Genomic DNA, 22,944 nt, shown 5'->3' on the forward strand with positions numbered 1-22,944 from the left:
CCGGGCGGGCGGCGACGTCATCGGCGAGCGTCGGCCGCGAAATGAACAGGGCCACCGCGAACACAGGCACCAAGGTGCCGAGGCCCAGCAGGGGGTGGCGTGATGCGCGGCGATCACTCATGAGCGGACTCCTCGGGCAAGACGTGGGCAACGCTCAGGCGTTCACGGGTGAAGTAGGTGCGGGCTGCGTTCTGGATGTCTTGCGGGGTCACCTGTTTGAGCTCGTCCAGTTCGCTGTCGATCAGTTTCCACGACAGGCCGACGGTTTCCAGCTGGCCGATGGTGGTGGCCTGGCTGCTTATAGAGTCGCGGTCATAGACCAGCTCGGCGATCACCTGGGCGCGCACGCGCTCGAGTTCCTCGGCTGACGGCGGGGTGGTCTTCAGCTCGTCGAGGAGAGTCCAGAAGCCTTTTTCGACGTCGGCCAGGGTCTTCTGCTTCTGCACATTGGGGGTCGCCGAAAGCAGGAACAGGCTGTCGCCGCGGGTGAAGGGGTCGTAGCCGGAAGAGGCGCCGGCCACCAGTTCCTGGCCGCGTTCGAGCCGTGCTGGCAGGCGTGCGCTGTAGCCGCCATCGAGCAGTGCCGAGATCAGCCGCAGGGCGTGCACGCTGCGCGGGTCCTTGGCGGTGGCCAGGCCCGGGACGTTGAAGCCGTAGATCAGGCTCGGCAGTTGCGTCTGCACGTGCAGGGTGAGCTGGCGCATGCCAGGCTCGGCCAACTCCAGAGGCAGCTTGGCTGGCGGTACGGCGCGCTTGGGGATGGCGCCGAAGTATTTCTGTGCCAAACCCTTGATCTCGTCGACGGTGACATCGCCGACCACCACCAGGGTGGCATTGTTGGGGGCATACCAGGACTCGTACCAGTGGCGCAGCTCCTCGACCTTCATGCGTTCGAGGTCGGCCATCCAGCCGATGGTCGGGGTGTGGTAGCCGCTGGCGGGGTAGGCCATGGCGCGGAACAGCTCGAACGCCTTGGCGTTGGGCTGATCGTCGGTGCGCAGGCGGCGCTCCTCCTTGATGACTTCGATCTCGCGGCTGAACTCGTCGGCGGGCAGGCGCAGGCTGGCCAGGCGGTCGGCCTCGAGCTCGAAGGCAACGGGCAGGCGGTCGCGGGCGAGGACCTGGTAATAGGCGGTGTAATCGTCGCTGGTAAAGGCATTTTCCTCGGCGCCCAGGTCGCGCAGGATCCGCGAGCCCTCGCCAGGGCCGACTTTGGCGCTACCCTTGAACATCATGTGTTCGAGTGCGTGGGACAGGCCCGTCTGGCCCGGGGTCTCGTAGCTGGAGCCGACCTTGTACCAGATCTGCGAGACCACCACGGGTGCGCGATGGTCTTCGCGCACGACCACCTTGAGGCCATTGTCGAGGATGAACTCGTGGGTGGGTTGCTTATCGGCGGCAAAGGCCGCGAACGGCAGACAAAGTGTGCTGAGCAGCAGGCCAGCAGCGCGGCGGGCTAGAGCATTCATACAATTGTTAACCTGTAGGACGGCCCGCGTGGATTTAGCGTCGGCGGGCCTGGAGGTGCTAGGATACTGATCCGGTTGCCTGCCGACCATGCCTGTCGCGGATCTGGCCCGCAGGCCTCACGACAAATTATTGCGCATGAACCAGCCGGATTCGAAATAGTCTGTTCTGCGTTGAAAGAATTCCCGGTGCGCCGCTGGTGGCGCATCGCTAGCCTGAGATAGCCGTCCTCCATGTTTGGTTCCAACGACGACAAGAAAGCGCCGGCCGCGGCTGGCGAGAAGAAAGGCCTGTTCAGCTGGTTTCGCAAGAAGCCGCAGGAACCTGTCGCCGAACAGCCACAGACCCCCGCGCCGCTAGCCCCCGAGGCCCCGGCCGAGCAGGCGTCCGCCCCTGCCGAGGTGGTGCGCGAAGGTGCTGTGCCGGAGCTGCAGCCAGAGCCGCAGCCGGAGCGCGTGCCAGAGCCGGTACACGTCCCCGCCCCCGAGGCCGCACCAGCAGCGCCGAGCCCGGTGGTCGAGGTGCCTGCTGCTGCGCCAATCCCCGCGCCTGTGCCTGCACCCGTTCCAGTAGTCCCGCCAGCAGTCCCGCCTGCGCCTGCGGCTGCCACGCCGGTCCCGCCGCCGGTGGTCGAACGTGTCGAACCGGCTCCTGCCGCCTACACGCCATCGCCTGCCGTTGCCACCGTTGCGGAGCCGGTCGTCCCGACTGTGGTCGAGCCGCCTGTCAGCAACCTGGTACTGCCGGTCGAGGAAGAGCCGGTCGCGTTGGTTGAAGACCTCGAGCCCCACACACCGCCTGCTATTCCAGAGCGTCCGGCACCCGCTCCCGAGGCTGTCGTCCCTGCCGTGGCCCCGACGCCCGAGCCTGTGAAGGCCCCGGTCATTGCCGAAGAGAGCAAGGGTGGCTTCTTCGCCCGTCTCAAGCAGGGCCTGTCCAAGACCAGCGCCAGCATCGGCGAAGGCATGGCCAGCCTGTTCCTGGGCAAGAAAGCCATCGATGACGACCTGCTCGAGGAAATCGAGACCCGTCTGCTGACCGCCGACGTTGGCGTCGAGGCCACCACCGCCATCGTCCAGAACCTGACCCAGAAGGTCGCGCGCAAGCAACTGGCCGACAGCGACGCGCTGTACAAGTCCTTGCAGGATGAGCTGGCCGGCGTGCTGCGCCCGGTGGAGAAACCGCTGCAGATCCACTCCCAGACCAAGCCATTCGTGATCCTGGTGGTGGGCGTCAACGGTGCTGGCAAGACCACGACCATCGGCAAGCTGGCGAAGAAGCTGCAGCTCGAGGGCAAGAAAGTCATGCTGGCGGCGGGCGACACCTTCCGTGCCGCAGCGGTAGAGCAGTTGCAGGTATGGGGTGAGCGCAACCACATCCCGGTCATCGCCCAGCACACCGGCGCCGACTCCGCGTCGGTCATCTTCGATGCCGTGCAGGCTGCCAAGGCCCGGGGTGTGGACGTGCTGATCGCCGACACTGCCGGTCGCCTGCATACCAAAGACAACCTGATGGAAGAGCTCAAGAAAGTCCGCCGGGTCATCGGCAAGCTCGATGCGGATGCACCTCATGAAGTGCTGCTGGTGCTGGATGCCGGTACCGGGCAGAACGCCATCAACCAGGCCAAGCATTTCAACCAGAGCGTAGAGCTGACCGGTCTTGCCCTGACCAAGCTCGATGGCACCGCCAAGGGCGGAGTGATCTTCGCCCTGGCCAAGCAGTTCGGCTTGCCTATCCGTTATATCGGCGTGGGCGAGGGCATCGATGACCTGCGCACGTTCGAGGCCGAGTCCTTCGTCAAGGCCTTGTTTGCCGAGCGGGAGCATCCATGATCCGATTCGAACAGGTTGCCAAGCGCTACCCCAATGGCCACGTCGGCCTGCATGAGTTGAGTTTTCGGGTGCGCCGGGGCGAGTTCCTGTTCGTGACCGGCCATTCCGGCGCGGGCAAGAGCACGTTGCTGCGCCTGCTTCTGGCCATGGAACGACCGACCAGCGGCAAGCTGTTGCTGGCAGGGCAGGACCTTGGCCAGATCAGCAATGCTCAGATTCCGTTTCTGCGACGCCAGATCGGTGTGGTGTTCCAGAACCACCAGTTACTGTTCGACCGGACTGTGTTCAACAACGTAGCCCTGCCCCTGCAGATTCTCGGCCTGTCCAAGGTAGAGATCGCCAAGCGTGTCGACTCGGCGCTGGAGCGCGTGTCGCTGGCCGACAAGGCCGAGCTGTTCCCGGGCGATCTGTCGACTGGGCAACAGCAGCGCGTTGGCATCGCCCGCGCTATCGTTCACCGTCCGGCGCTGCTGTTGGCGGACGAGCCGACCGGTAACCTCGACCCGCGCCTGGCGGCGGAAATCATGGGCGTCTTCGAAGACATCAACCGCCTGGGCACCAGCGTGCTGATCGCCAGCCACGACCTGGCCCTGATCGCACGCATGCGCCACCGCATGCTGACCTTGCAGCGCGGCCGACTGATCGGCGACGGGGAGGCCGGGCAATGAGTACACGCAGTCCCAAGGTGTCCGAGCGCGTCGCGCCCAAGGCCGCCGACGAGCAACCGCAGAAGCAGAAGAAGCGCGGCGGTCATGACGACGACGGTCCGGATTTCCGCACCCTGTTGAATGCCTGGCTCGAAAGCCACCGCGCCAGCGTGGTCGACAGTCTGCGCCGCCTGGGCAAGCAGCCCATCGGCAGCTTCTTTACCTGCCTGGTGATGGCCGTGGCCCTGAGCCTGCCGATGGGCTTGTCGCTCCTGCTCAACAATGTCGAGCGCCTGGGCGGATCCTGGCAGCGCGCAGCGCAGATTTCCCTCTACCTCAAGCTCGATGCCAGCAGCCGTGATGGCGAGGCGCTGCGTGAGCAGATCAAGGGCATGCCGGGTGTTGCCGAAGCTGATTATGTCAGCCGCGAGCAGGCGCTCGAGGAGTTCCAGCAGCAATCGGGCCTCGGCGAGGCATTGCGTGAACTGCCCGAGAATCCGCTGCCCGGTGTGGTGGTGGTTACCCCGAGTGAAGTCGACAAGCCTGCACTCGAAGCACTGCGCCAGCGCCTGGCGGAGCTGCCCCGGGTAGAAGTGGCACAGCTGGACCTGGTGTGGGTCGAGCGTCTGGCGGCCATTCTGAAGCTGGGTGACCGCTTTGTGTTCGGCCTGACCGTGCTGCTGGTTTCCGCGCTGCTGTTGGTAATTGGTAACACCATTCGTCTACACATCGAGAACCGCCGGACCGAGATCGAAGTGATCAAGCTGGTCGGGGGTACGGACAGCTATGTGCGGCGGCCTTTCCTCTACATGGGCGCGCTCTATGGCCTGGGTGCCGGAGTACTGGCCTGGGGGATCCTGGCGTTTGGCCTGAACTGGCTCAATGATGCCGTGATAGGGCTGTCGGGACTGTATGGCAGCGATTTCGCACTGGCAGGCGTGCCAGGGTCCGATGGTCTGTCCCTCTTGATTGGGGCAGTATTGTTAGGGTATATCGGTGCATGGATTGCGGTAGCCCGCCATTTGAACGAGCTGGCACCACGATAATGTTTTTTGGCCAGCATTGGCCTGTTCCGGGAACTTGCCTGGTGCAGCCCGGTCAATGTTGGCAGTGCCTGAGGGCACGAGTTCAGTGAGTCGGAGGTTTTCGCATGACCACTTCGTTGCAACCTGCCTATGCCTTGGTTCCCGGTGCAAACCTGGAAGCCTACGTGCACACGGTCAACAGCATTCCACTGCTGACGCCCGAGCAGGAGCGTGATCTGGCCGAGCGTCTTTATTACGAGCAGGATCTTGGGGCCGCTCGGCAAATGGTAATGGCCCACCTGCGTTTCGTCGTGCACATCGCCCGCAGCTATGCCGGCTATGGCCTGGCACAAGCCGACCTGGTGCAAGAAGGCAACGTTGGCCTGATGAAGGCCGTCAAGCGCTTCAACCCCGAAATGGGCGTGCGCCTGGTGTCGTTCGCCGTGCACTGGATCAAGGCCGAGATCCACGAGTTCATCCTGCGCAACTGGCGCATCGTCAAGGTCGCGACCACCAAGGCGCAGCGCAAGCTGTTCTTCAACCTGCGCAGCCAGAAAAAACGCCTGGCCTGGCTCAACAACGATGAAGTCCATCGTGTGGCCGAGAGCCTGGGGGTCGAGCCCCGTGAAGTGCGCGAGATGGAAAGCCGCCTGAGCGGTCACGACATGGCGTTCGATCCAGCCGCCGAAGCCGATGACGACAGCGCCTTCCAGTCGCCTGCGCATTATCTGGAAGACCATCGCTACGACCCGGCCCTGCAGCTGGAGGATGCCGACTGGAGCGACAACTCCAACAGCAACCTGCACGAGGCACTTCAAGGCCTGGATGATCGCAGCCGCGATATCCTGTACCAGCGCTGGCTGGCCGAAGAGAAGGCCACCCTGCACGAGCTGGCCGAGAAGTACAGCGTGTCGGCCGAGCGGATACGTCAGCTCGAGAAGAATGCGATGAACAAGGTAAAGGCGTTGATCGCGGTCTGATCTTCGCGCCTGCAAAAAAGCCGCTTGTCCCGTGAGGGCCAAGCGGCTTTTTCATGGTTGCAAGCAGCGCCGCGCCGGCCTCATGGCCCGCGGGCATGCTCCAGCTGCAGCAGATAACCGGTCCCACCCAACTGCCGCATCTGCTGTCGAATCCAGCTGGCCCGCCGCGCCACATAAGCGCTGGGCCGGCTGGCGCTCCAGTTCAACGGGCTGGGCAGCACCGCCGCCAGTTGGCTGGCCTGTCGCAAGCTCAGGCGACTGGCATCGACGCCGAAGTGATGCTGCGCCGCAGCTTGGGCGCCAAACACACCCTCGCTCCATTCGGCGCTGTTCAGGTAGACCTCAAGTATCCGTTCTTTCGACCAGAACAGCTCGATCAAGCCGGTGAACCAGGCCTCCAGCCCTTTGCGCAGCCAACTGCGGCCCGACCACAGGAACTGGTTCTTGGCGACCTGCTGGCTGAGGGTGCTGGCGCCGCGCAGGTTGCCGCCACGTTCGTTGTGGGCAAAGGCCGCCTGGATGGCGGGAATGTCAAAGCCCCAGTGAGTGGCGAACTTCTGGTCCTCGCCCGCGATGACCGCGACCTTGAGCTCATCGGAAATCTGCTCCCAGGGTTCCCAGTCGCGCTGGAGATCGATGGGCTGGCGATCGATCCAGGACTCGATCTTGCGTTCGACCATCAGCGCCGTGCCGGGTGGCGGCACCCAGCGCAGTACCAGGACCAGCACGATACTACCGGCGGCAAACCAGGCCAGAGCAAGGACAAGGCGGCGGAGAAGGGATGACAGCATGGGCAATCGCTTGGCCGGACTGATGGAACGGGCCATTATACAGACCCCTTCCCCGGAGTCGTCCCATGCTTCGCAGCTTCCTGATGCTTGCCGCGTTTTTCGCTTTTACCGGGGTCGCTCTTGGCGCCTTCGCCGCTCACGGCCTGAAGAGCCGCCTGAGCGCCGACTACCTGGCGATTTTCCAGACCGGCGTCACTTATCAGCTGGTGCATGCCTTGGCGCTATTCGGCGTCGCATTGCTCGCTGCCCATCTGCCAGGCCGCCTGGTTGGCTGGGCCGGCGGTCTGTTCGTGCTGGGCATCGTGCTGTTCTCCGGTAGCCTCTATCTGTTGACCCTCAGCGGCATCGGCAAGCTCGGCATCATCACCCCGATCGGTGGCCTGTGCTTCCTCGCGGGCTGGCTGTGCCTTGGCCTTGCGGCCTGGCGCCTGGGCTGACCGTACGGTCCATTATCGGGACGAATGGTGTTGGCCACCCTTGGGTTCGAGCCGTGATCGGGGCTAGAATGCGGGCCCCAAAGAACAACGGTGGCCGTGTGCATGCGCATTCAACTGAACGGTGAACCCTACGAAGTGCCCCAGGGCGAGAGTGTCGCCGCGTTGCTGGGCCGGCTGGAGCTGGTCGGGCGCCGTGTGGCGGTAGAGCTCAACCTGGATATCGTGCCGCGCAGCCAGCACGACAGCACCCTGTTGAACGAAGGCGACCAGGTCGAAGTAGTACACGCCATCGGCGGCGGCTAGGCCCTGCCGAACGACCTGCAACCCCTTCAACCTTACAGAGGATTACCGATGAGCAACGTTCCTAGCGACAAGCCCTTCATCCTGGCCGGACGCACCTTCCAGTCGCGCCTGCTGGTCGGCACCGGCAAGTACCGTGACATGGAAGAAACCCGCCTGGCCATCGAAGCCTCGGGTGCCGAGATCGTCACCGTCGCCGTGCGCCGCACCAACATTGGCCAGAATCCGGGCGAGCCGAACCTGCTCGACGTGTTGCCCCCAGACCGCTACACCATCCTGCCGAACACCGCCGGGTGCTTCGACGCGGTCGAAGCCGTGCGCACCTGCCGCCTGGCCCGTGAACTGCTCGACGGTCACAACCTGGTCAAGCTCGAGGTCCTGGCCGACCAGAAGACCCTGTTCCCCAACGTGATCGAAACGCTCAAGGCCGCCGAAGTGCTGGTCAAGGACGGCTTCGACGTGATGGTCTACACCAGCGATGACCCGATCATCGCCCGCCAGCTGGCCGAAGCCGGCTGCATCGCGATCATGCCGCTGGCTGGCCTGATCGGTACCGGCCTGGGCATCTGCAATCCGTACAACCTGCAGATCATCCTTGAAGAGTCCAAGGTGCCGGTGCTGGTCGATGCCGGCGTCGGTACTGCCTCCGATGCCACCATCGCCATGGAAATGGGCTGCGAGGCCGTGCTGATGAACTCTGCGATTGCCCACGCCGGGCAACCCGTGATGATGGCCGAGGCCATGAAGCATGCCATCGTCGCCGGCCGCCTGGCCTACCTTGCCGGGCGCATGCCGAAGAAACTTTATGCCAGCGCCTCTTCGCCGCTGGATGGTCTGATCAAGTAAGAGCCCCTGATGACTGAATCGCAAGAAACGCCGATCACCCCCGAGGGCGAAGCGCGCCCACAGCGCCGCATCAAGAGTTTCGTGATGCGCGCTGGGCGCATGACCGAAGGCCAGCAGCGCGGCCTGGACCAGGGTGGCCCCCTGTTCATCCTGCCCCTGGTCGACAGTCCGGTGGATTACGACCAGGTGTTCGGCCGCTCGGCACCGCGCACCCTGGAAATCGGATTCGGCATGGGACATTCCCTGCTGGAGATGGCTGCTGCTGCCCCCGACCAGGACTTCATCGGTGTCGAAGTGCACCGTCCAGGTGTCGGCGCGCTGCTCAATGGCGTGCTGACCCAGGACCTGAAGAACCTGCGGGTGTATGACTGCGACGCGATCGAAGTGCTCAATCGCTGCGTGGCCGACAACAGCCTCGACCGCCTGATGCTGTTTTTCCCGGATCCATGGCACAAGAGCCGTCATCACAAGCGCCGCATCGTCCAGCCGGGCTTTGCCGAGCTGGTGCGCAGCAAGCTCAAGGCCGGCGGCGTGTTCCACATGGCGACCGACTGGGAGCAATATGCCGAGCACATGCTTGAAGTGATGAACGCCGCGCCCGGTTATCGCAACCAGTCCGCGGACGGTGCCTACGTGCCGCGTCCCGAAGAGCGTCCGAACACCAAGTTCGAGCGCCGCGGCGAGCGCTTGGGGCATGGGGTCTGGGATCTGAAGTTCGAGAAGGTCGACTGACCCTCTGCAAGGCGCCGCCGTCCGTTCAGGGCGGCGGCTCTTGAATCACCCCCGGCGGTCAGCCACGACGCCGATCAACACCAGCACCACCAGCAAGACCGGGCCCAGCGCATAGTTGTTGAACTGGCTCAGCCCCTTCACCACCCACGGCGTCGCATGAATGAGCGCCGCACCACTGCCGATGGTCACCAGCAAGGCCATGAACGGCACCCTCAGGGCGCCTGTCAGCCCTCCCATGCGCTGTTCTGCCCAGCCCTTGATGTCGCTGCCAAACAGCACCAGCACACAGCCTACCAACGCCAGCGAAATCTCCGACAAGTTGCCGCGGCTCCAGCGGGAAGCGGTCGCGAGCAGATCAAAAACCATGTCCATGGGTCGTCCTTCAGGTCAGGAAATACTGCAGCAAGTCATTGAGGAACAGCTGGCCGCGCGGCGTGGCCACCAGTCGATCCGCTTCGACCTGCAAAAGACCTCTTTGTTCGGCCTCGCGCCGTGCGGCCGCGAGTTGCTCCATGGGCAGGCCGGTGCGCAAGGTGAACAGTTCGGCGTCTACGCCTTGGGTAAGGCGCAGGGCGTTCATCAGGAACTCGAACGGCAGCTCGTCCACTGGTAGCAGCTTCTCGCCGGCCTTGAATGGCTTGGCCGGGTTGAGATAGTCCTTGGGCAGGCGGGTTTTCCAGGTGCGCAGGATGCGTCCGTCCGGATGGCTGAGCTTGCCGTGGGCGCCGGCGCCGATGCCGATGAAGTCGCCGAAGCTCCAGTAGTTCAGGTTGTGCCGTGCGGCGCGTCCTGGCTGGGCGTAGGCGGACACTTCGTACTGGCTGAAGCCATGCTGGGCCATCAGCGCCTGGCCGGCCTCCTGGATGTCCCAGAGGATGTCATCTTCAGGCAGCTCGGGCGGCTGGCTCCAGAACACCGTGTTCGGCTCCAGGGTAAGCTGGTACCAGGACAGGTGGGTCGGCCCCAGGTCGATGGCCTGGCGCAGGTCGCCCAGTGCGTCGTCCAGCGACTGGTCCGGCAAGCCGTGCATCAGGTCGAGGTTGAAGTTGTCGAAGCCGGCGGCGCGAGCCATGCCGGCTGCTCGCACGGCCTCATCGCCATTGTGGATGCGCCCCAGGGCCTCGAGCTTGGCCTGCTGGAAACTCTGCACGCCGATCGACAGCCGATTGATGCCCAACTGCCGGTACGCCTTGAACTTCTCCTGCTCGAAGGTCCCCGGGTTGGCTTCCAGGGTGATCTCGATGTCGGGCGCGAACGGGATACGCTGCTCGACACCCGCCAGCAGGCGACCCAGCGCGCGGGCGCTGAACAGGCTGGGCGTGCCGCCGCCGAAGAAGATCGAGCTGATCGGCCGGCCATACACCGCAGGCAGTTCCTCGTCGAGGTCGGCCAGCAGCGCATCGACGTAGGCTTCCTCAGGTAGCTCGGGCGTTGCTGCGTGTGAATTGAAGTCGCAGTACGGGCACTTGCGCACGCACCACGGGATATGGATGTACAGCGACAGCGGCGGCAGCTGTGGCAGGGCCACGCGCGGTGCTTGCGTGCTGAAGCCAGCCGCGCCAGGGTGCAGCTGCTGGATGGCGGGGTGCTCGGTCATGCCAGTCCCAGTCGCTGGCGCAGCAGCGCCATGGCACGGGCGCGGTGGCTGAGCTGGTTTTTCTCGACCGGATTCAGCTCGGCGCTGGAGCATTCGCGCTCGGGCACCCAGAACAGCGGATCGTAGCCAAAGCCGTGTTCGCCGCTGGCCTGATGGAGGATACGGCCATGCCAGAGGCCTTCGCAGAGGATCGGCAGCGGGTCGTCGGCATGGCGCACCAGGGCCAGCACGCAGACGAACTGCGCGCCACGCTGGTCTTCAGGCACGTCTTTGAGCACGTCGAGCAGCTTGGCGTTGTTGGCGGCGTCGCCCTGGCCGTCGGCATAGCGCGCGGAGTAGATGCCGGGCGCGCCGCCGAGAAAGTCCACCGCCAATCCCGAATCATCGGCCAGTGCCGGCAGGCCAGAGATGCGCGCGGCATTGCGCGCCTTGAGGATGGCGTTCTCGACAAACGACAGGCCGGTTTCTTCAGGCTCGACAGCGCTGAATTCGCCAATCGAACGCAATTGCACGGACGCGCCCAGCATGGCCTGCAGTTCTTTGAGTTTGCCAGCGTTGTGGCTGGCCAGTACGAGTTGCTGAAGAGTGATCATTGGCCTGGGAAAACTTCCTGGTTGAAGCTGAATTGATGGCCGAGCCCGCCGGTTTCGACATTCAGGTCGAAGGTCAGAACCTGCGGCTGCTCGATCTTGAACTGGGCGATGTAGTACACGGCGCCGTGATCGGTAATCTGTCGGAACGACAGCGGGCTGCTGCGTCCGGTGAGCTCCTTCACCGTGCCGCTGACCACTGCCATGCCGGGCTTGCCATCCTTGACCACGGCGATGTTGAGCACACCCTGGTTCTTGCTGCGCACCAGGCCCGTGGCCGTGGCCACTTCGGGTTGCAACATGCTGGAGGTGAAGGCGCTGTAGTGGACGGTGACGTCGCCGAAGACTTCCTTGCGATCGGGCCGGGCGGCATCGGCCGCCACCACCGGTACGGCCAGGCACAGGCTGAACAGAAACAGGGCTAGACGACGCATGATCCGATTCCTCCGACAGGCGCGTCAGACTGCGACCTGATGCTCCTGCAAGCCAGGGCTGCTGACGCGATAGATGCCGATTTCTCCAAGAAGATTAGGCCAAAGCCGGCCGCCCCACCCATTACGGTGCAGGCGGTCGACGGCCAGGCGATCCATGACCTGGGCGTGACGCTCGCTGCAGAGAGCCTCGAAGTCCTCAAAGGTGCAGAAGTGGATGTTCGGCGTGTTGTACCAGGTGTATGGCATGAAGTCAGACACCGGCATGCGCCCCTTCGTCGCCAGGTACCAGCGGCAGCGCCAGTGGCCGAAGTTGGGGAAGGTGATGATGCACTGGCGGCCCACGCGCAGCATCTCGTCGAGGATCCGGTCAGGGTACTCCACGGCTTGCAGGGCCTGGGTCATGACTACCACGTCGAAGCTGTTGCTGGCGAAGTTGCCCAGGCCCTTGTCGAGGTCCTGCTCGATGACATTGACGCCCTTGGCGACGCAGGTGGCGATGTTCTCTGCGTCGATCTCCAGGCCGTAGCCCGTGACCTGCTTGCGGTCGCGCAAGGAGGCCAGCAGTTCACCGTTGCCGCAGCCCAGGTCGAGTACCCGGCTGCCGGCGGGGATCCATTGTTGGATGATTTCCAGATCGGCTCTCATGCTGTCCTCAAAGTGCGATGCGGTTCATGTAGTTCGAGAAACCCTGCATGTAGCGTTGTGTGGGAATCAGGAAGGCATCGTGGCCATAAGGCGAGTCGATCTCCAGGTAGCAGACGTTCTTGCGCGCCGCCATCAGGGCATCGACCATCTCCCGGGAGCGGGCAGGCGAAAACCGCCAGTCGGTGGTGAACGACATGATGCAGTACTGGGCGGTGACGCCGGCCAGGGTCGCGGCCAGGTCACCGTCGTGAGTGGCGGCCGGGTCAAAGTAGTCCAGGGCCTTGGTCATGAGCAGGTAGGTATTGGCGTCGAAACGCCCGGAAAACTCTTCGCCTTGATAGCGCAGGTAGCTTTCGACCTGGAACTCAACACTGTGGAAGTCGTAGTTGAGCTTGTCGCTCTTGAGCTCGCGGCCGAATTTCTCGCCCATCGAGTCATCGGACAGGTAGGTGATATGACCAACCATGCGCGCCAGCATCAGGCCGCGCTTGGGAATCACGCCCTGATCCTGGAACGAGCCGCCGTGAAACTCCGGGTCGGTGAGGATCGCCTGGCGGGCAACTTCGTTGAACGCGATGTTCTGCGCCGAGAGCTTGGGCGCGGAGGCGATGTCCACGCAGTGGCGCACGCGGTCCGGGTAGGTGATGGTCCACTGCAGGGCCTGCATGCCGCCCAGGCTGCCCCCCACCACGGCGGCCCACTGGCCGATGCCCAGGCGATCAGCCAGGCGTGCCTGGCTGTGTACCCAGTCTTCGACGGTCAGGACCGGAAAATCGGCGCCGTAGGGCTTGCCGGTCGCGGGGTTCGGGCTGCTAGGGCCCGTGCTGCCGTTGCAACCGCCAAGGTTGTTCAGGCTGACCACGAAGAAGCGGTTGGTGTCGATCGGTTTGCCAGGACCGATGCAGCTGTCCCACCAGCCGGGCTTGCGGTCGGTGACGCTGTGGTAGCCCGCGGCGTGATGGTGGCCCGACAACGCATGACAGATCAGCACGGCGTTGCTCGCCGTACTGTTGAGGGTGCCATAGGTTTCGTAGATCAGCTCGTAGGAAGCCAGCGACCGTCCGCAGGCCAGGGCCAGCGGCTCATCGAACTGCACTAGCTGAGGTGTTACCAGACCGACGGAATCTTCGGGAAAGACAGTGGACATCGACCCTGCTCACGCGTGAATGAGGCGTAAGTCTAAAGACCGCTACCCCCAGCGGCAAGCAACAGCTTGCCGCTGGGGGTAAAGGCAGGATCAGATCATCCGCCACAGTTCTTGCGGCATGCCGGCATAGGCTGCCAGCGGCGGCATCACGAACGACTGGATCACCTGGATCGCCAGGAAGGCGAAGATCGGCGAGATGTCCATGCCGCCCAGGTTGGGGATCAGCTTGCGGAAGGGCGCGAGCACCGGCTCGCTGATCTGGTAGGCGAGCTCGGCAGCCGGGTTATGGCTGTTGGGTGCGACCCACGAGACGATCACCATGACGATCATCGCCACCCAGAAGATCTTCAGGAACAGCGAGGTGATGCCGATGATCGCCCACATCAGCAGGGGCAGCACGTTGCCGAAGGTGCCATAGGTGACCATCAGCACGAAGGCCATCAGCAGCGCCTGGATGATGATCGCCAGCAACAGGGATGAGGTATCGAGGCCGGCGATGCTCGGCACGATGCGCCGGATCGGCTTGAGCAGCGGCTGGGTCGCGCGGACGGCGAACTGGCTCAGCGGGTTGTAGAAGTCGGCCTTGACCAGTTGCAGCACGAAGCGCAGCAGGACGATCACCAGATACAGGCTGACCAGGGTTTGCACCACGAAAATCATGGCGCCAGACAGTGCATTCATCTAGAGCTCCTTATTTGCCCAGTTGTTCGGCCAGCTCGGCGGAGCGCCGCGCGGCGGCTTCCAGTGCCTGCTCGACCAGATGTTCGAATCCGTTGGCCTGGAACGACTTGATCGCCGCTTCAGTGGTGCCGGCCGGCGACGTCACGCGGCGGCGCAGCTCGGCTGCATCGACGTCGCTGGCCACCGCCATGTTCGCAGCGCCCAGGGCGGTCTGCAGGGTCAGTTGCGAGGCTGTCTCGCGGGGCAGGCCGAGTTTCTCGCCTGCCGCAGTCATCGCCTCGATCAGCAGGAAGAAATACGCCGGGCCACTGCCCGAAACCGCGGTCACTGCGTCCAGTTGCTGCTCTTGCTCCAGCCACAGGGCCAGGCCCACGGCGGTCAGCAGTTGCTCGGCCTGCTCGCGCTGGGCCGGGGTTACTTCTGCGGTGGCATACAAGCCGCTGACGCCCTTGCGCAGCAGCGCCGGGGTATTGGGCATGCAGCGCACGATCGGCTGGGCTCCGAGCCAGGCGTTCATGCTGGCGCAGGTGATGCCGGCGGCAATCGAAACGATCAGCTGGTTGGGGGCAAGGTGTGGTTGCAGGGCCAGGCACACGGCTTTCATGACCTGCGGCTTGACCGCCAGAACGACGACGTCTGCGCCGTCGATGGCCTGGGCGTTGTCTTCGAATACCTCGATACCGTGTTCGGCCTGCAGCCTGGTGCGGGTGTCTGCACCTGGATCGCTGGCGCGGATCTGCGAAGCATCCAGGCCCTGGGCCCGCAGCCCGCCGATCAGGCTGGCGGCCATGTTGCCGGCGCCAATAAAGGCAATACGCGTCTTGCTCATGTCAGGTCCTTGAGGGAAAGAGTGAGTAAAGCATGGTTCAGGCAGGGCCGTAGTCACGCGCACCGAACAGGGCGGTACCAATGCGGACCCAGGTCGCCCCTTGAGCAATGGCGGCTTCCAGATCGTGGCTCATGCCCATGGACAAGGTGTCCAGGCCCAGGCCGAGGTGCTCCTGCAGCTCGCGCAGGGTGGCAAACGCGGCTTCCTGGGTGGCGCGGTCATCCGTGGGCTCAGGAATCGCCATCAAGCCGCGCAGACGCAGGCCGGGCAGGGCGGCAACGGCGCTGGCGAGCGCAGGCAGCCCGGCAGGCTCGCAGCCTGACTTGCTCGCTTCACCACTGACATTGACCTGCAGGCAGATGTTGAGCGGCGCAAGATCGGCTGGGCGCTGCTCGGAAAGGCGTTGGGCGATCTTCAGGCGGTCCACGGAATGTACCCAATCGAAATGTTCGGCGATCGCTCGCGTCTTGTTCGACTGAATGGGGCCGATGAAGTGCCAGATCAAGGCCAGGTCGGACAATTCTTCCTGCTTGGCCAAGGCCTCTTGCAGGTAGTTCTCGCCCACATCGCGCACGCCGGCAGCAAAGGCTTCGCGGACCGCGCTCGCGGGTTTCGTCTTGCTCACGGCCAGCAGCCGGACTGTGGACGCGTCGCGCCCGGCCGCTTTCGCCGCGCTGTCGATGCGGGCGGCAAGGGCAAGAATATTGTCTGCTATGGTGGACATTGATCGCTGCCGAGGGCTTCTGGAGACTCCGGCATTCTACCTGCTTGGCAGCCTTTGGGGAGCCTCATGGACGTGACCGAACTCTTGGCCCAGGCGGTTGGGGCGCAGGCTTCGGACCTGCACCTGGCCGCGGGCGAAGCACCGATGCTGCGCCTGGATGGCGAGCTGCGGCGCCTTGACCTGCCGCCACTGGAGGCGACGGCCCTGCGTCAGGGACTGGCGCAGTTGCTCGAACAGGCCGGGCAGCCCTGGGCAGGAAAGGGTCGGGAGCTTGATATGGCGCTCGAGCTTCCCGGCCTTGGGCGCTTTCGCCTGAACCTGTATGAGCAGCTCAATGGTCCGGCGGCCTGCTTGCGGGTCATTCCCTCGCGGGTGCCCAGGCTGGATGAGTTGGGCCTCGAAGAAGTGTTTCGACTCGTTGCACGGTTCAGCAGTGGCCTGGTGCTGGTGGGTGGGCCCACCGGCAGCGGCAAGAGCACAAGCCTGGCGGCGCTGGTCGATCAACTGAACCGGGCGCGGCCTCTGCATATCATCACGCTCGAGGACCCCATCGAAGTTATCCACAGCAGGCGCCGCGGCCTGGTCAATCAGCGTGAGATCGGCCGCCATAGCCAGGACTTCGCCCAAGGCCTGCGCAGTGCCCTGCGCCAGGACCCTGATGTGGTCATGATCGGCGAGCTGCGCGACCTGGATACCATCCGCCTGGCTCTGCGCGCCGCCGAAACCGGCCACCTGGTGCTGGCGACCGTGCACACGCGCTCGGCGGTAGGCAGTATCGATCGTCTGGTCGAAGTCTTTGCCGCCGAAGAAAAGGCGCTGGTGCGGGGGATGCTGGCCGAATCGCTGCGTGTGGTGGTGTCGCAACAGCTATTGAAGCGCATCGGCGGCGGCCGGGTAGCGGCCAGGGAGGTGCTGGTAGCCACGCCCGCCGTGCGCAACCTGATCCGCGAAGGGCGGTTGGCGCAGTTGCCGTCGGTGATGCAGGGTGGGGCAGCAGCGGGTATGCAGACACTGGAGGCGGCCTTGCAAGGCCTGCTTGCCCAGGGGCTGATCGGCCCGGAACAGGTCCAGGCGCTCAGGCCAGGCTAGTGAGTGGCCAGGCTAGCGATTGGCCAGGCGAATCCCGCCCGGCTGCTCCTTGGGCAGCACGCGCTTGGCGACCACGTAGTGCTTGTTCCAGTACGGCTTGTTCAGCGTGTCGATGCTGACGCGCTTGCCACGGCGCGGGGCATGGATGAAGCGGTCGTTGCCCAGGTAGATGGCAACATGGTTGACCCTGCGGCTCTTGATGTTGAAAAAGATCAGGTCGCCAGGCCTCAGGTCCTTGCGTGCTACCTTGACGCCGTGGCCCTGGGCCATCGCGTTGGAGGTGCGCGGCAGGTCGACGTCCTGGACGTCATTGAAGGCATACTTCACCAGGCCGCTGCAGTCGAAGCCCTTGGCCGGCGTGCTGCCGCCCCAGCGATAGGGCGTGCCGAGCATGTTCACGGCGCGGCTGAGCACGGCGCTGCTCTGCTTGGCCGATGCCGAGGCAACCGGCAGGTTCGCCGCCTTGGCCGCATTGGCCGGACGAGCGCGTTGGGTGACTTGCTGCGCAGGTGCACGCTTCACCGTGACGTTGGTGCTGTAGGCGGTGAAGCCGTTGGGAAGACGTTGCTCACGATTGGTGGCGTGGGCGGCCAGGGGCAATAATAGGCAGAGGGTCAGCCATGTCTTGAACAAGGGTGGCATAGGCGAAGCTCTTGATTGTTGTGTTGGTCTGTTGGCGCGCAACTTTATAACAGCTTTTTGATCAAAAAATGATCCGTCTGTCGATTGGATGGCTGTCAGCCGTCGCTACATCAACGAAAAGTCACATATTTCTTTAGAAAATTTTGAGCTAACCCGCGAGGGGCATCAATGAATACGTACCAACCAGCGGCACCGCAACACGACACTCACAGCAAGATCATCGGTTATCTGCTGTGGATTTTCGGCTTCACCGGCTCGCACCGCTTCTACTACGGCAAGCCTGTGACGGGGACCCTCTGGTTCTTCACCTTCGGTCTGCTGGGTATCGGCTGGCTGATCGACCTGTTTCTGATCCCCGCGATGGATCGCGAGGCAGACCGGCGTTTCCTGCCGGGCCGTCTGGACTACAACGTGGCGTGGTTGCTGCTGACCTTCACCGGGATCTTCGGCCTGCACCGCTTCTATCAGGCAAAATGGATTTCCGGCGTTGTCTACCTGTTCACCGGCGGGCTGTTCCTGGTGGGGGTGCTGTATGACTTCCTTACCCTGAACACCCAGATATCGGAGCGCAACAACCAGTACCGCTGAATGCACAAAGGCCCTGTCGCCTTGAGGCGACAGGGCCTTGTCCCGCCGCTATTGCCGAATCTGCCGCTGTTGCAACAGCAGGTTGCTGAAGCCGCTGCCGGCCAGCTGCTTCTGCGCCACGGTCAGTTGTTCACGGTTGCTGAACGGTCCGACAAGCACGCGGTACCAGGTTTCATCCTTCACTGTTCCCGACTCTACCTTGACCGCCTGGCCGAGCAGGATGATCTGCGCACGGACCTTGTCGGCATCGGCCTGCTTGCGGAACGAACCGGCCTGCAGGAAGAACTGCGTGGTCGCGGCTGGCTTGATCACCGGTGGTGCGGGCGCCGGTGTCTCGCCCATCAGCGCCGCCTGGGCGCGCGCAGTGTCGATCTTCGCGGCTTCGGCTTGCGTGACCGGGGTAACAGGCTGCGCAGGCACGGGCGGGGTCTTCTCCGGAACCGCTTCGGGCGGCACGATGACCTCGGACTCAGGCAGCAATGTATAGAAGTCGTACTTGGGCTTGACCGGCTGCTGGGGGCTGGGCGCGGTCTTGTTGGCCTCGGCGATCTTCTCGGCCTTCTGCTGCTCGGGCTTGGTGCGCTGGATATCGGTGCTGCCAGGTTCCAGCTTCATCAGGAAGACGATGAAGGCGCCCACGGACAGGCCGACAGCCAGCCAGATCCAACCAGGGATCGGCGCTTTGGCCGGGGCCTGGTGCCGGCTGGCGCCGCGTTTGGGGGCAGGTTTTTTCTTGGCGGCCAACTTACATGCGCTCCAGGGTTTCCAGGCCGAGCAGTTCCAGGCCTTGCTTGAGGGTGCGGCCGGTCAGGGCGGCCAGGCGCAGGCGGCTCTGCTGTTGCTCGGGGGTTTCGGCGGCAAGAATCGGGCAGTTCTCGTAGAAGCTCGAGAACAGGCCGGCAACATCGTACAGGTAGGTACACAGCACGTGCGGGGTGCCCTTGTCGGCGACGTTGTTCAATACTTCGCCAAACTGCGCCAGGCGGGCCGCCAGGTCCTGCTCATGGGGCGCCTGCAGGACGATCTGGCCGTCAACCTCGTCGAAGCCTTTGCCCAGCTTGCGGAAGACGCCGGCAACGCGGGTGTAGGCGTACAACAGGTATGGCGCGGTATTGCCTTCGAAGTTGAGCATCAGTTCGAAGTTGAAGCTGTAGTCACTGGTGCGGTGCTTGGACAGGTCGGCGTACTTGACCGCGCCGATGCCGACCACTTCGCCAATGCTGCGCAGCTCGTTTTCGGCCAGCGCAGGGTTCTTTTCCTTAACCAGGGCGTAGGCCCGCTCCTTGGCTTCGGTGAGCAGGTCGACCAGCTTGACGGTGCCGCCATCACGGGTCTTGAACGGGCGGCCGTCGGCGCCGTTCATGGTGCCGAAGCCCATGTGCTCCATCTGCATCGGATGGCCGACGAAACCGGCGCGCCGCGCGACCTCGAACACCTGGTTGAAATGCAGGGCCTGGCGCTGGTCTACAAAGTAGAGGGCGCGATCGGCCTTCAGGACGTTGCTGCGGTAGCGCACGGCAGCGAGGTCGGTGGTGGCGTACAGATAGCCGCCGTCGGCCTTCTGCACGATCACTGGCAGCGGCTCGCCTTCGGCGTTCTTGAACTCGTCGAGGAACACGCACTGGGCGCCCTGGCTCTCGACCAGCAGGCCGGTGGCCTTGAGGTCGGCGACTACATTGGCGAGGTCGGCGTTGTAGGCGCTTTCACCCATGACGTCGGCCATGGTCAGCTTGACGTTGAGCAGCTCGTAGGTCTTCTGGCAGTGCGACAGGGAAATGTCCTTGAAGCGCGTCCACAAGGCAAGGCAGTCTGGGTCGCCGGCCTGCAGCTTGACCACCAGGCCGCGGGCGCGGGTGGCGAAGTCTTCCGACTCGTCGAAACGCTTCTTCGCCGCGCGATAGAAATTCTCGAGGTCCGACAGTTCGTCGCTGGTGATCGGGTTTTCTTCGAGATAGGCCAGCAGCATGCCGAACTGGGTGCCCCAGTCGCCCACGTGGTTCTGGCGGATCACCGTATCGCCCAGGAACTCCAGCACTCGGGCGACGCTGTCGCCGATGATGGTCGAGCGCAGGTGGCCAACGTGCATCTCCTTGGCCAGATTCGGGGCGGACAGGTCGACCACCACCTTCTGCGCGGCACCCGCCTTGCGTACGCCCAGCGTGGCATCGGCCAGGGCTGCGTCGAGACGGTTGGCCAGGGCCTGGGTGTTCTGGAAGAAGTTGAGGAAGCCCGGGCCTGCGATCTCGACCTTGGTGATGTCGTCGCTGGCCGGCAAGGCGTTGATCAGTTTTTCGGCCAGGTCACGCGGCTTCATCCCGGCCGGCTTCGCCAGCATCATCGCGATGTTGCTGGCGAAGTCGCCGTGGGTCTTGTCCCGGGCGTTTTCCACCTGGATCGCCGGCGTCAGCCCTTCAGGCAGCACACCATCGGTGACGAGTTGGGTGAGGGCTTGCTGGATCAGCTGGCGAATGGTGTCTTTCATGGGATTCTCTTTTCAACCGCAAGCGCGGCAGCGCTTTGATGCGCAGGTGGAAAAACTGGGCATTATCCGTTGCTGGGGGCGGGTTGCCAACCTTTGGGCGCCTGCGAGCTGCAAGTAGCAGCTCGCTGCTGCCCCCTCAGTAAAGATCCACCGGATCCACATCCACCGACCAGCGGACCTGCCGTCCTGACGGCATCTGCTCCAGCAGCAGCAACCAGGCACTGATAAGGCGGTGCAAAGGCGCGCGGGCGTTGGCCTGCAGCAACAGCTGCGCGCGAAACTTGCCAGCGCGCCGTTCCATGGGGGCAGGCACCGGGCCGAGCAGCTCGATCCCGCTCAGCCCGTGCTCGACCAGCAATCGCTCGGCGGCGGCGCAGGCTTCGTCCAGGAAGCCTTCGGCCTGGCCGGGCTTGTGGGCCTCGGCGCGCAGCAGGGCGAGATGCGCGAAGGGGGGCAGGCCGGCGGCGCGGCGCTCGCTCAAGGCCTGCTCTGCAAAGGCGAAGTAGCCCTGCTCGGTCAGTTGCACCAGCAGCGGATGATCGGCCAGGTGGGTCTGGACAATGACCTTGCCGGGCTCTTCCGCACGACCAGCCCGGCCCGCTACCTGGACGATCAGCTGGGCCATCCGCTCGGCGGCGCGAAAATCCCCGGAAAACAGCCCGCCATCGGCATCCAGGACAGCCACCAGGGTGACCCGGGGAAAATGGTGACCCTTGGCCAGCATCTGGGTGCCGACCAGGATGCACGGCTGGCCGCGCTGGATAGTGGTGAACAGGTTTTGCATCGCGTCCTTGCGCGAGGTGCTATCACGATCGACGCGCAGCACCGGAAAGTCCGGGAAAAGGATCTGCAAGCGCTCTTCGGCGCGCTCGGTACCGGCGCCCACGGGCCTCAGGTCTACATGATTGCACTGCGGGCACTGACGCGGCAGGCGCTCGTCGTACCCGCAGTGATGGCAGCGCAGCACGCCGGAACGTTGATGCACGGTCATGCGCGCATCACAGCGAGGGCATTCGGAAAGCCAGCCACAGTCGTGGCACAGCAAGGTCGGGGCAAAGCCGCGGCGGTTGAGGAATACCAATACCTGCTGGCCGGCCGCCAGTGTCTGGCCGATGGCCTGCTGCAAGGGACCGCTGATGCCGCTGTCCAGGGGACGGCTCTTGACGTCCAGGCGCAGGAAGCGTGGCTGGTGCGCCCCGCCAGCGCGCTGGTTCATGCGCAACAGGCCGTAGCGTCCGGTGTGGGCGTTATGCAGGCTTTCAAGCGAGGGAGTGGCCGAGCCCAGCAGGATCGGGATGTTCTCCTGGTGAGCCCGCACCAGCGCCAGGTCCCGAGCGTGATAGCGCAGGCCTTCCTGCTGTTTATAGGAGCCGTCGTGCTCCTCGTCGATGATGATCAGTCCAGGGTTTTTCATCGGCGTGAACAGCGCCGAACGGGTGCCGATGATGATGTCGGCCTCACCGTCGCGCGCTGCCAGCCAGGCGTCCAGGCGCTCACGGTCGTTGACCGCCGAGTGCAGCAAGGCGATGCGGGCGTTGAAGCGCTGCTCGAAGCGCGCCAGGGTCTGCGGGCCGAGGTTGATTTCCGGGATCAGTATCAGCGCCTGCTTGCCTGCCTCGAGTGTTTCACGGATCAGCTGCAGGTAGACCTCGGTCTTGCCGCTGCCGGTGACGCCGGCCAGTAAAAAGGCATGGAAGCTGCCAAAGCTCGAACGCACTGCACTGAACGCCGCTTGTTGCTCCTCGTTCAGCCGCAGTTCCGGCTGGGCCAGCCAGCGTTCGTGACGAGCCTGGGGCAGGTGGCGGCGCACCTCGACCTGTACCAGCTCCTTGGCCAGCAGCAGGTCAAGGCTGTCCTTGCTCAGGCCCAGCTTGGTCAATACAGCGTGGGCGACACCGTGGGGATGCTGGCCCAAGGTCTGCAGTGCTTCTCGCTGGCGGGGCGCGCGGGCGATGCGTGGGTCGTCCATGCGTGCGCCAGGGGCGATCTGCCAGAACCGCTCCTGCCGCGCCTCGGCCGGTTCGCCCTGGCGCAGCAGCGTCGGCAAGGCCCAGCTAAGGGTATCGCCGAGGCTGTGCTGGTAGTACTGGGCGGTCCACAGGCACAGCCTGAACAGCGCCGCAGGCACCGGCGAGACGGGGTCCAGCAAGGCCACGGCCGGCTTGAGCTTGTCGGCCGGCACTTCGCTCTCGGCGCACACCTCCACCAGCACGCCGATCATCTCGCGGCGGCCAAACGGCACGCGGATACGCATGCCCGGGGTCAGGGCCTGGCGCGCCATGCTTGCCGTGGCCCGGTAGTCGAACAGGCGACGCAGGGGCGAGGGCAGGGCTAGGCGCAGGATGACGTCGGACACGCGGGAGGTTCTCTGGCAGGGTTGTCGGGAACCCGGCGAGCCTAGCAGACGACGGTCGGTGCAAGCGACAACTTGCGCTGACG

At 64.3% G+C, this 22,944-nt stretch carries 25 protein-coding genes; 10 read left to right on the top strand and 15 right to left on the bottom strand.

Translation table 11 applies throughout. The annotated features are described in order from the left end of the window. Window positions 1-113 precede the first annotated feature (113 nt). Window positions 114-1,469 (bottom strand): M16 family metallopeptidase, encoded by a 1,356-nt coding sequence (locus tag AC0ZZU_RS01775; RefSeq protein ID WP_476338559.1) that lies wholly within the window; start codon window positions 1,467-1,469, stop codon window positions 114-116. Window positions 1,470-1,700: 231 nt separating this feature from the next. Between AC0ZZU_RS01775 and ftsY the strand changes: the two genes are divergently transcribed. The 4 genes from ftsY (at window position 1,701) to rpoH (ending at window position 5,951) form a co-directional block, all read left to right on the top strand. Then, window positions 1,701-3,299 (top strand): signal recognition particle-docking protein FtsY, encoded by a 1,599-nt coding sequence (gene ftsY, locus AC0ZZU_RS01780; RefSeq protein ID WP_476338561.1) that lies wholly within the window; start codon window positions 1,701-1,703, stop codon window positions 3,297-3,299. After that, window positions 3,296-3,967: a cell division ATP-binding protein FtsE gene (gene ftsE / locus AC0ZZU_RS01785; protein WP_158458715.1), complete on the top strand. Its 672-nt coding sequence runs from the start codon at window positions 3,296-3,298 to the stop codon at window positions 3,965-3,967. Before ftsY ends, ftsE begins: the two co-directional genes overlap by 4 nt. After that, window positions 3,964-4,992 carry a permease-like cell division protein FtsX gene (ftsX, locus tag AC0ZZU_RS01790; protein ID WP_476338563.1) on the top strand — a complete coding sequence of 343 codons (1,029 nt, stop codon included), beginning with the start codon at window positions 3,964-3,966 and terminating at the stop codon, window positions 4,990-4,992. Before ftsE ends, ftsX begins: the two co-directional genes overlap by 4 nt. Before the next feature lie 104 nt (window positions 4,993-5,096). Further along, entirely contained in the window at window positions 5,097-5,951 is an 855-nt protein-coding gene (gene rpoH / locus AC0ZZU_RS01795) for an RNA polymerase sigma factor RpoH (RefSeq protein WP_158458713.1), read from the top strand. 80 nt (window positions 5,952-6,031) lie between these two features. On the opposite strand, the gene mtgA is transcribed toward rpoH, so the two are convergent. Beyond that, complete coding sequence (gene mtgA / locus AC0ZZU_RS01800) at window positions 6,032-6,742, bottom strand: monofunctional biosynthetic peptidoglycan transglycosylase (RefSeq protein ID WP_476339106.1); 711 nt, start codon at window positions 6,740-6,742, stop codon at window positions 6,032-6,034. A 65-nt stretch (window positions 6,743-6,807) separates the two neighbouring features. Here mtgA and AC0ZZU_RS01805 point away from each other — a divergent pair, with 65 nt between their 5' ends. The 4 genes from AC0ZZU_RS01805 to trmB all read left to right on the top strand — a co-directional run bounded on the left by AC0ZZU_RS01805 (window position 6,808) and on the right by trmB (window position 9,057). Beyond that, window positions 6,808-7,179 carry a DUF423 domain-containing protein gene (locus tag AC0ZZU_RS01805; protein ID WP_476338565.1) on the top strand — a complete coding sequence of 124 codons (372 nt, stop codon included), beginning with the start codon at window positions 6,808-6,810 and terminating at the stop codon, window positions 7,177-7,179. Window positions 7,180-7,281: 102 nt separating this feature from the next. Continuing rightward, window positions 7,282-7,482, top strand: coding sequence for a sulfur carrier protein ThiS (gene thiS / locus AC0ZZU_RS01810; protein WP_324122920.1), 201 nt, complete (start codon window positions 7,282-7,284; stop codon window positions 7,480-7,482). A gap of 48 nt (window positions 7,483-7,530) precedes the next feature. Further along, window positions 7,531-8,325, top strand: coding sequence for a thiazole synthase (locus AC0ZZU_RS01815; RefSeq protein ID WP_476338567.1), 795 nt, complete (start codon window positions 7,531-7,533; stop codon window positions 8,323-8,325). A gap of 9 nt (window positions 8,326-8,334) precedes the next feature. Continuing rightward, window positions 8,335-9,057 (top strand): tRNA (guanosine(46)-N7)-methyltransferase TrmB, encoded by a 723-nt coding sequence (trmB, locus tag AC0ZZU_RS01820; protein ID WP_476338569.1) that lies wholly within the window; start codon window positions 8,335-8,337, stop codon window positions 9,055-9,057. Window positions 9,058-9,102: 45 nt separating this feature from the next. On the opposite strand, the gene AC0ZZU_RS01825 is transcribed toward trmB, so the two are convergent. The 9 genes from AC0ZZU_RS01825 to AC0ZZU_RS01865 form a co-directional block, all read right to left on the bottom strand. Then, on the bottom strand, window positions 9,103-9,429 hold the full coding sequence (locus AC0ZZU_RS01825) for a DUF3392 family protein (protein WP_158458708.1): 327 nt from the start codon (window positions 9,427-9,429) through the stop codon (window positions 9,103-9,105). Between the two features lie 10 nt (window positions 9,430-9,439). Beyond that, window positions 9,440-10,654, bottom strand: a complete 1,215-nt coding sequence (gene hemW / locus AC0ZZU_RS01830) for a radical SAM family heme chaperone HemW (protein WP_476338571.1) — start codon at window positions 10,652-10,654, stop codon at window positions 9,440-9,442. Beyond that, the gene (rdgB, locus tag AC0ZZU_RS01835) at window positions 10,651-11,247 is read right to left on the bottom strand and encodes an RdgB/HAM1 family non-canonical purine NTP pyrophosphatase (RefSeq protein WP_476338573.1); all 597 of its coding nucleotides are present in this window, start codon (window positions 11,245-11,247) and stop codon (window positions 10,651-10,653) included. Before rdgB ends, hemW begins: the two co-directional genes overlap by 4 nt. Next, window positions 11,244-11,678: a DUF4426 domain-containing protein gene (locus tag AC0ZZU_RS01840; protein ID WP_476338574.1), complete on the bottom strand. Its 435-nt coding sequence runs from the start codon at window positions 11,676-11,678 to the stop codon at window positions 11,244-11,246. Before AC0ZZU_RS01840 ends, rdgB begins: the two co-directional genes overlap by 4 nt. A 24-nt stretch (window positions 11,679-11,702) precedes the next feature. Further along, entirely contained in the window at window positions 11,703-12,323 is a 621-nt protein-coding gene (gene metW, locus AC0ZZU_RS01845) for a methionine biosynthesis protein MetW (RefSeq protein ID WP_476338576.1), read from the bottom strand. Between the two features lie 7 nt (window positions 12,324-12,330). After that, window positions 12,331-13,470: a homoserine O-succinyltransferase MetX gene (gene metX, locus AC0ZZU_RS01850; RefSeq protein WP_476338578.1), complete on the bottom strand. Its 1,140-nt coding sequence runs from the start codon at window positions 13,468-13,470 to the stop codon at window positions 12,331-12,333. Window positions 13,471-13,560: 90 nt separating this feature from the next. Beyond that, window positions 13,561-14,151 carry a YggT family protein gene (locus AC0ZZU_RS01855; protein WP_476338580.1) on the bottom strand — a complete coding sequence of 197 codons (591 nt, stop codon included), beginning with the start codon at window positions 14,149-14,151 and terminating at the stop codon, window positions 13,561-13,563. A 10-nt stretch (window positions 14,152-14,161) separates the two neighbouring features. Beyond that, window positions 14,162-14,980, bottom strand: a complete 819-nt coding sequence (proC, locus tag AC0ZZU_RS01860; protein ID WP_476338582.1) for a pyrroline-5-carboxylate reductase — start codon at window positions 14,978-14,980, stop codon at window positions 14,162-14,164. Between the two features lie 37 nt (window positions 14,981-15,017). Continuing rightward, window positions 15,018-15,704 carry a YggS family pyridoxal phosphate-dependent enzyme gene (locus AC0ZZU_RS01865; RefSeq protein WP_476338584.1) on the bottom strand — a complete coding sequence of 229 codons (687 nt, stop codon included), beginning with the start codon at window positions 15,702-15,704 and terminating at the stop codon, window positions 15,018-15,020. A 66-nt stretch (window positions 15,705-15,770) separates the two neighbouring features. On the opposite strand from AC0ZZU_RS01865, the gene AC0ZZU_RS01870 reads away from it, so the two are divergent. Beyond that, window positions 15,771-16,793 carry a type IV pilus twitching motility protein PilT gene (locus AC0ZZU_RS01870; RefSeq protein ID WP_476338586.1) on the top strand — a complete coding sequence of 341 codons (1,023 nt, stop codon included), beginning with the start codon at window positions 15,771-15,773 and terminating at the stop codon, window positions 16,791-16,793. A gap of 12 nt (window positions 16,794-16,805) precedes the next feature. Here the strand turns inward: AC0ZZU_RS01870 and AC0ZZU_RS01875 are convergent, their stop codons facing one another. Further along, entirely contained in the window at window positions 16,806-17,435 is a 630-nt protein-coding gene (locus tag AC0ZZU_RS01875; protein ID WP_476338588.1) for a C40 family peptidase, read from the bottom strand. A gap of 168 nt (window positions 17,436-17,603) precedes the next feature. Here AC0ZZU_RS01875 and AC0ZZU_RS01880 point away from each other — a divergent pair, with 168 nt between their 5' ends. Further along, window positions 17,604-18,023, top strand: a complete 420-nt coding sequence (locus tag AC0ZZU_RS01880; protein ID WP_158458698.1) for an NINE protein — start codon at window positions 17,604-17,606, stop codon at window positions 18,021-18,023. A gap of 48 nt (window positions 18,024-18,071) precedes the next feature. Here the strand turns inward: AC0ZZU_RS01880 and AC0ZZU_RS01885 are convergent, their stop codons facing one another. From AC0ZZU_RS01885 to AC0ZZU_RS01895, 3 genes are all read right to left on the bottom strand, one after another. Continuing rightward, entirely contained in the window at window positions 18,072-18,767 is a 696-nt protein-coding gene (locus AC0ZZU_RS01885; protein WP_476338590.1) for an SPOR domain-containing protein, read from the bottom strand. 1 nt (window position 18,768) lies between these two features. After that, window positions 18,769-20,505, bottom strand: coding sequence for an arginine--tRNA ligase (gene argS / locus AC0ZZU_RS01890; protein ID WP_476338592.1), 1,737 nt, complete (start codon window positions 20,503-20,505; stop codon window positions 18,769-18,771). A 136-nt stretch (window positions 20,506-20,641) separates the two neighbouring features. Further along, the gene (locus tag AC0ZZU_RS01895; protein ID WP_476338594.1) at window positions 20,642-22,861 is read right to left on the bottom strand and encodes a primosomal protein N'; all 2,220 of its coding nucleotides are present in this window, start codon (window positions 22,859-22,861) and stop codon (window positions 20,642-20,644) included. Between the last annotated feature and the right edge of the window lie 83 nt (window positions 22,862-22,944).

The sequence above is a fragment of the Pseudomonas sp. JE3303 genome (genome assembly GCF_056312565.1).

What these genes read in the sequence shown, in the direction of transcription:
- AC0ZZU_RS01825 (WP_158458708.1), bottom strand. Translation starts at nt 9,429, where the DNA reads ATGGACATGGTTTTTGATCTGCTCGCGACCGCTTCCCGCTGGAGCCGC.
- AC0ZZU_RS01840 (WP_476338574.1), bottom strand. Translation starts at nt 11,678, where the DNA reads ATGCGTCGTCTAGCCCTGTTTCTGTTCAGCCTGTGCCTGGCCGTACCG.
- trmB (WP_476338569.1), top strand. Translation starts at nt 8,335, where the DNA reads ATGACTGAATCGCAAGAAACGCCGATCACCCCCGAGGGCGAAGCGCGC.
- AC0ZZU_RS01865 (WP_476338584.1), bottom strand. Translation starts at nt 15,704, where the DNA reads ATGTCCACCATAGCAGACAATATTCTTGCCCTTGCCGCCCGCATCGAC.
- AC0ZZU_RS01875 (WP_476338588.1), bottom strand. Translation starts at nt 17,435, where the DNA reads ATGCCACCCTTGTTCAAGACATGGCTGACCCTCTGCCTATTATTGCCC.
- proC (WP_476338582.1), bottom strand. Translation starts at nt 14,980, where the DNA reads ATGAGCAAGACGCGTATTGCCTTTATTGGCGCCGGCAACATGGCCGCC.
- ftsY (WP_476338561.1), top strand. Translation starts at nt 1,701, where the DNA reads ATGTTTGGTTCCAACGACGACAAGAAAGCGCCGGCCGCGGCTGGCGAG.
- AC0ZZU_RS01855 (WP_476338580.1), bottom strand. Translation starts at nt 14,151, where the DNA reads ATGAATGCACTGTCTGGCGCCATGATTTTCGTGGTGCAAACCCTGGTC.
- AC0ZZU_RS01805 (WP_476338565.1), top strand. Translation starts at nt 6,808, where the DNA reads ATGCTTCGCAGCTTCCTGATGCTTGCCGCGTTTTTCGCTTTTACCGGG.
- thiS (WP_324122920.1), top strand. Translation starts at nt 7,282, where the DNA reads ATGCGCATTCAACTGAACGGTGAACCCTACGAAGTGCCCCAGGGCGAG.
- AC0ZZU_RS01880 (WP_158458698.1), top strand. Translation starts at nt 17,604, where the DNA reads ATGAATACGTACCAACCAGCGGCACCGCAACACGACACTCACAGCAAG.
- ftsX (WP_476338563.1), top strand. Translation starts at nt 3,964, where the DNA reads ATGAGTACACGCAGTCCCAAGGTGTCCGAGCGCGTCGCGCCCAAGGCC.
- metW (WP_476338576.1), bottom strand. Translation starts at nt 12,323, where the DNA reads ATGAGAGCCGATCTGGAAATCATCCAACAATGGATCCCCGCCGGCAGC.
- hemW (WP_476338571.1), bottom strand. Translation starts at nt 10,654, where the DNA reads ATGACCGAGCACCCCGCCATCCAGCAGCTGCACCCTGGCGCGGCTGGC.
- metX (WP_476338578.1), bottom strand. Translation starts at nt 13,470, where the DNA reads ATGTCCACTGTCTTTCCCGAAGATTCCGTCGGTCTGGTAACACCTCAG.
- rdgB (WP_476338573.1), bottom strand. Translation starts at nt 11,247, where the DNA reads ATGATCACTCTTCAGCAACTCGTACTGGCCAGCCACAACGCTGGCAAA.
- mtgA (WP_476339106.1), bottom strand. Translation starts at nt 6,742, where the DNA reads ATGCTGTCATCCCTTCTCCGCCGCCTTGTCCTTGCTCTGGCCTGGTTT.
- AC0ZZU_RS01775 (WP_476338559.1), bottom strand. Translation starts at nt 1,469, where the DNA reads ATGAATGCTCTAGCCCGCCGCGCTGCTGGCCTGCTGCTCAGCACACTT.
- AC0ZZU_RS01870 (WP_476338586.1), top strand. Translation starts at nt 15,771, where the DNA reads ATGGACGTGACCGAACTCTTGGCCCAGGCGGTTGGGGCGCAGGCTTCG.
- argS (WP_476338592.1), bottom strand. Translation starts at nt 20,505, where the DNA reads ATGAAAGACACCATTCGCCAGCTGATCCAGCAAGCCCTCACCCAACTC.
- ftsE (WP_158458715.1), top strand. Translation starts at nt 3,296, where the DNA reads ATGATCCGATTCGAACAGGTTGCCAAGCGCTACCCCAATGGCCACGTC.
- AC0ZZU_RS01815 (WP_476338567.1), top strand. Translation starts at nt 7,531, where the DNA reads ATGAGCAACGTTCCTAGCGACAAGCCCTTCATCCTGGCCGGACGCACC.
- rpoH (WP_158458713.1), top strand. Translation starts at nt 5,097, where the DNA reads ATGACCACTTCGTTGCAACCTGCCTATGCCTTGGTTCCCGGTGCAAAC.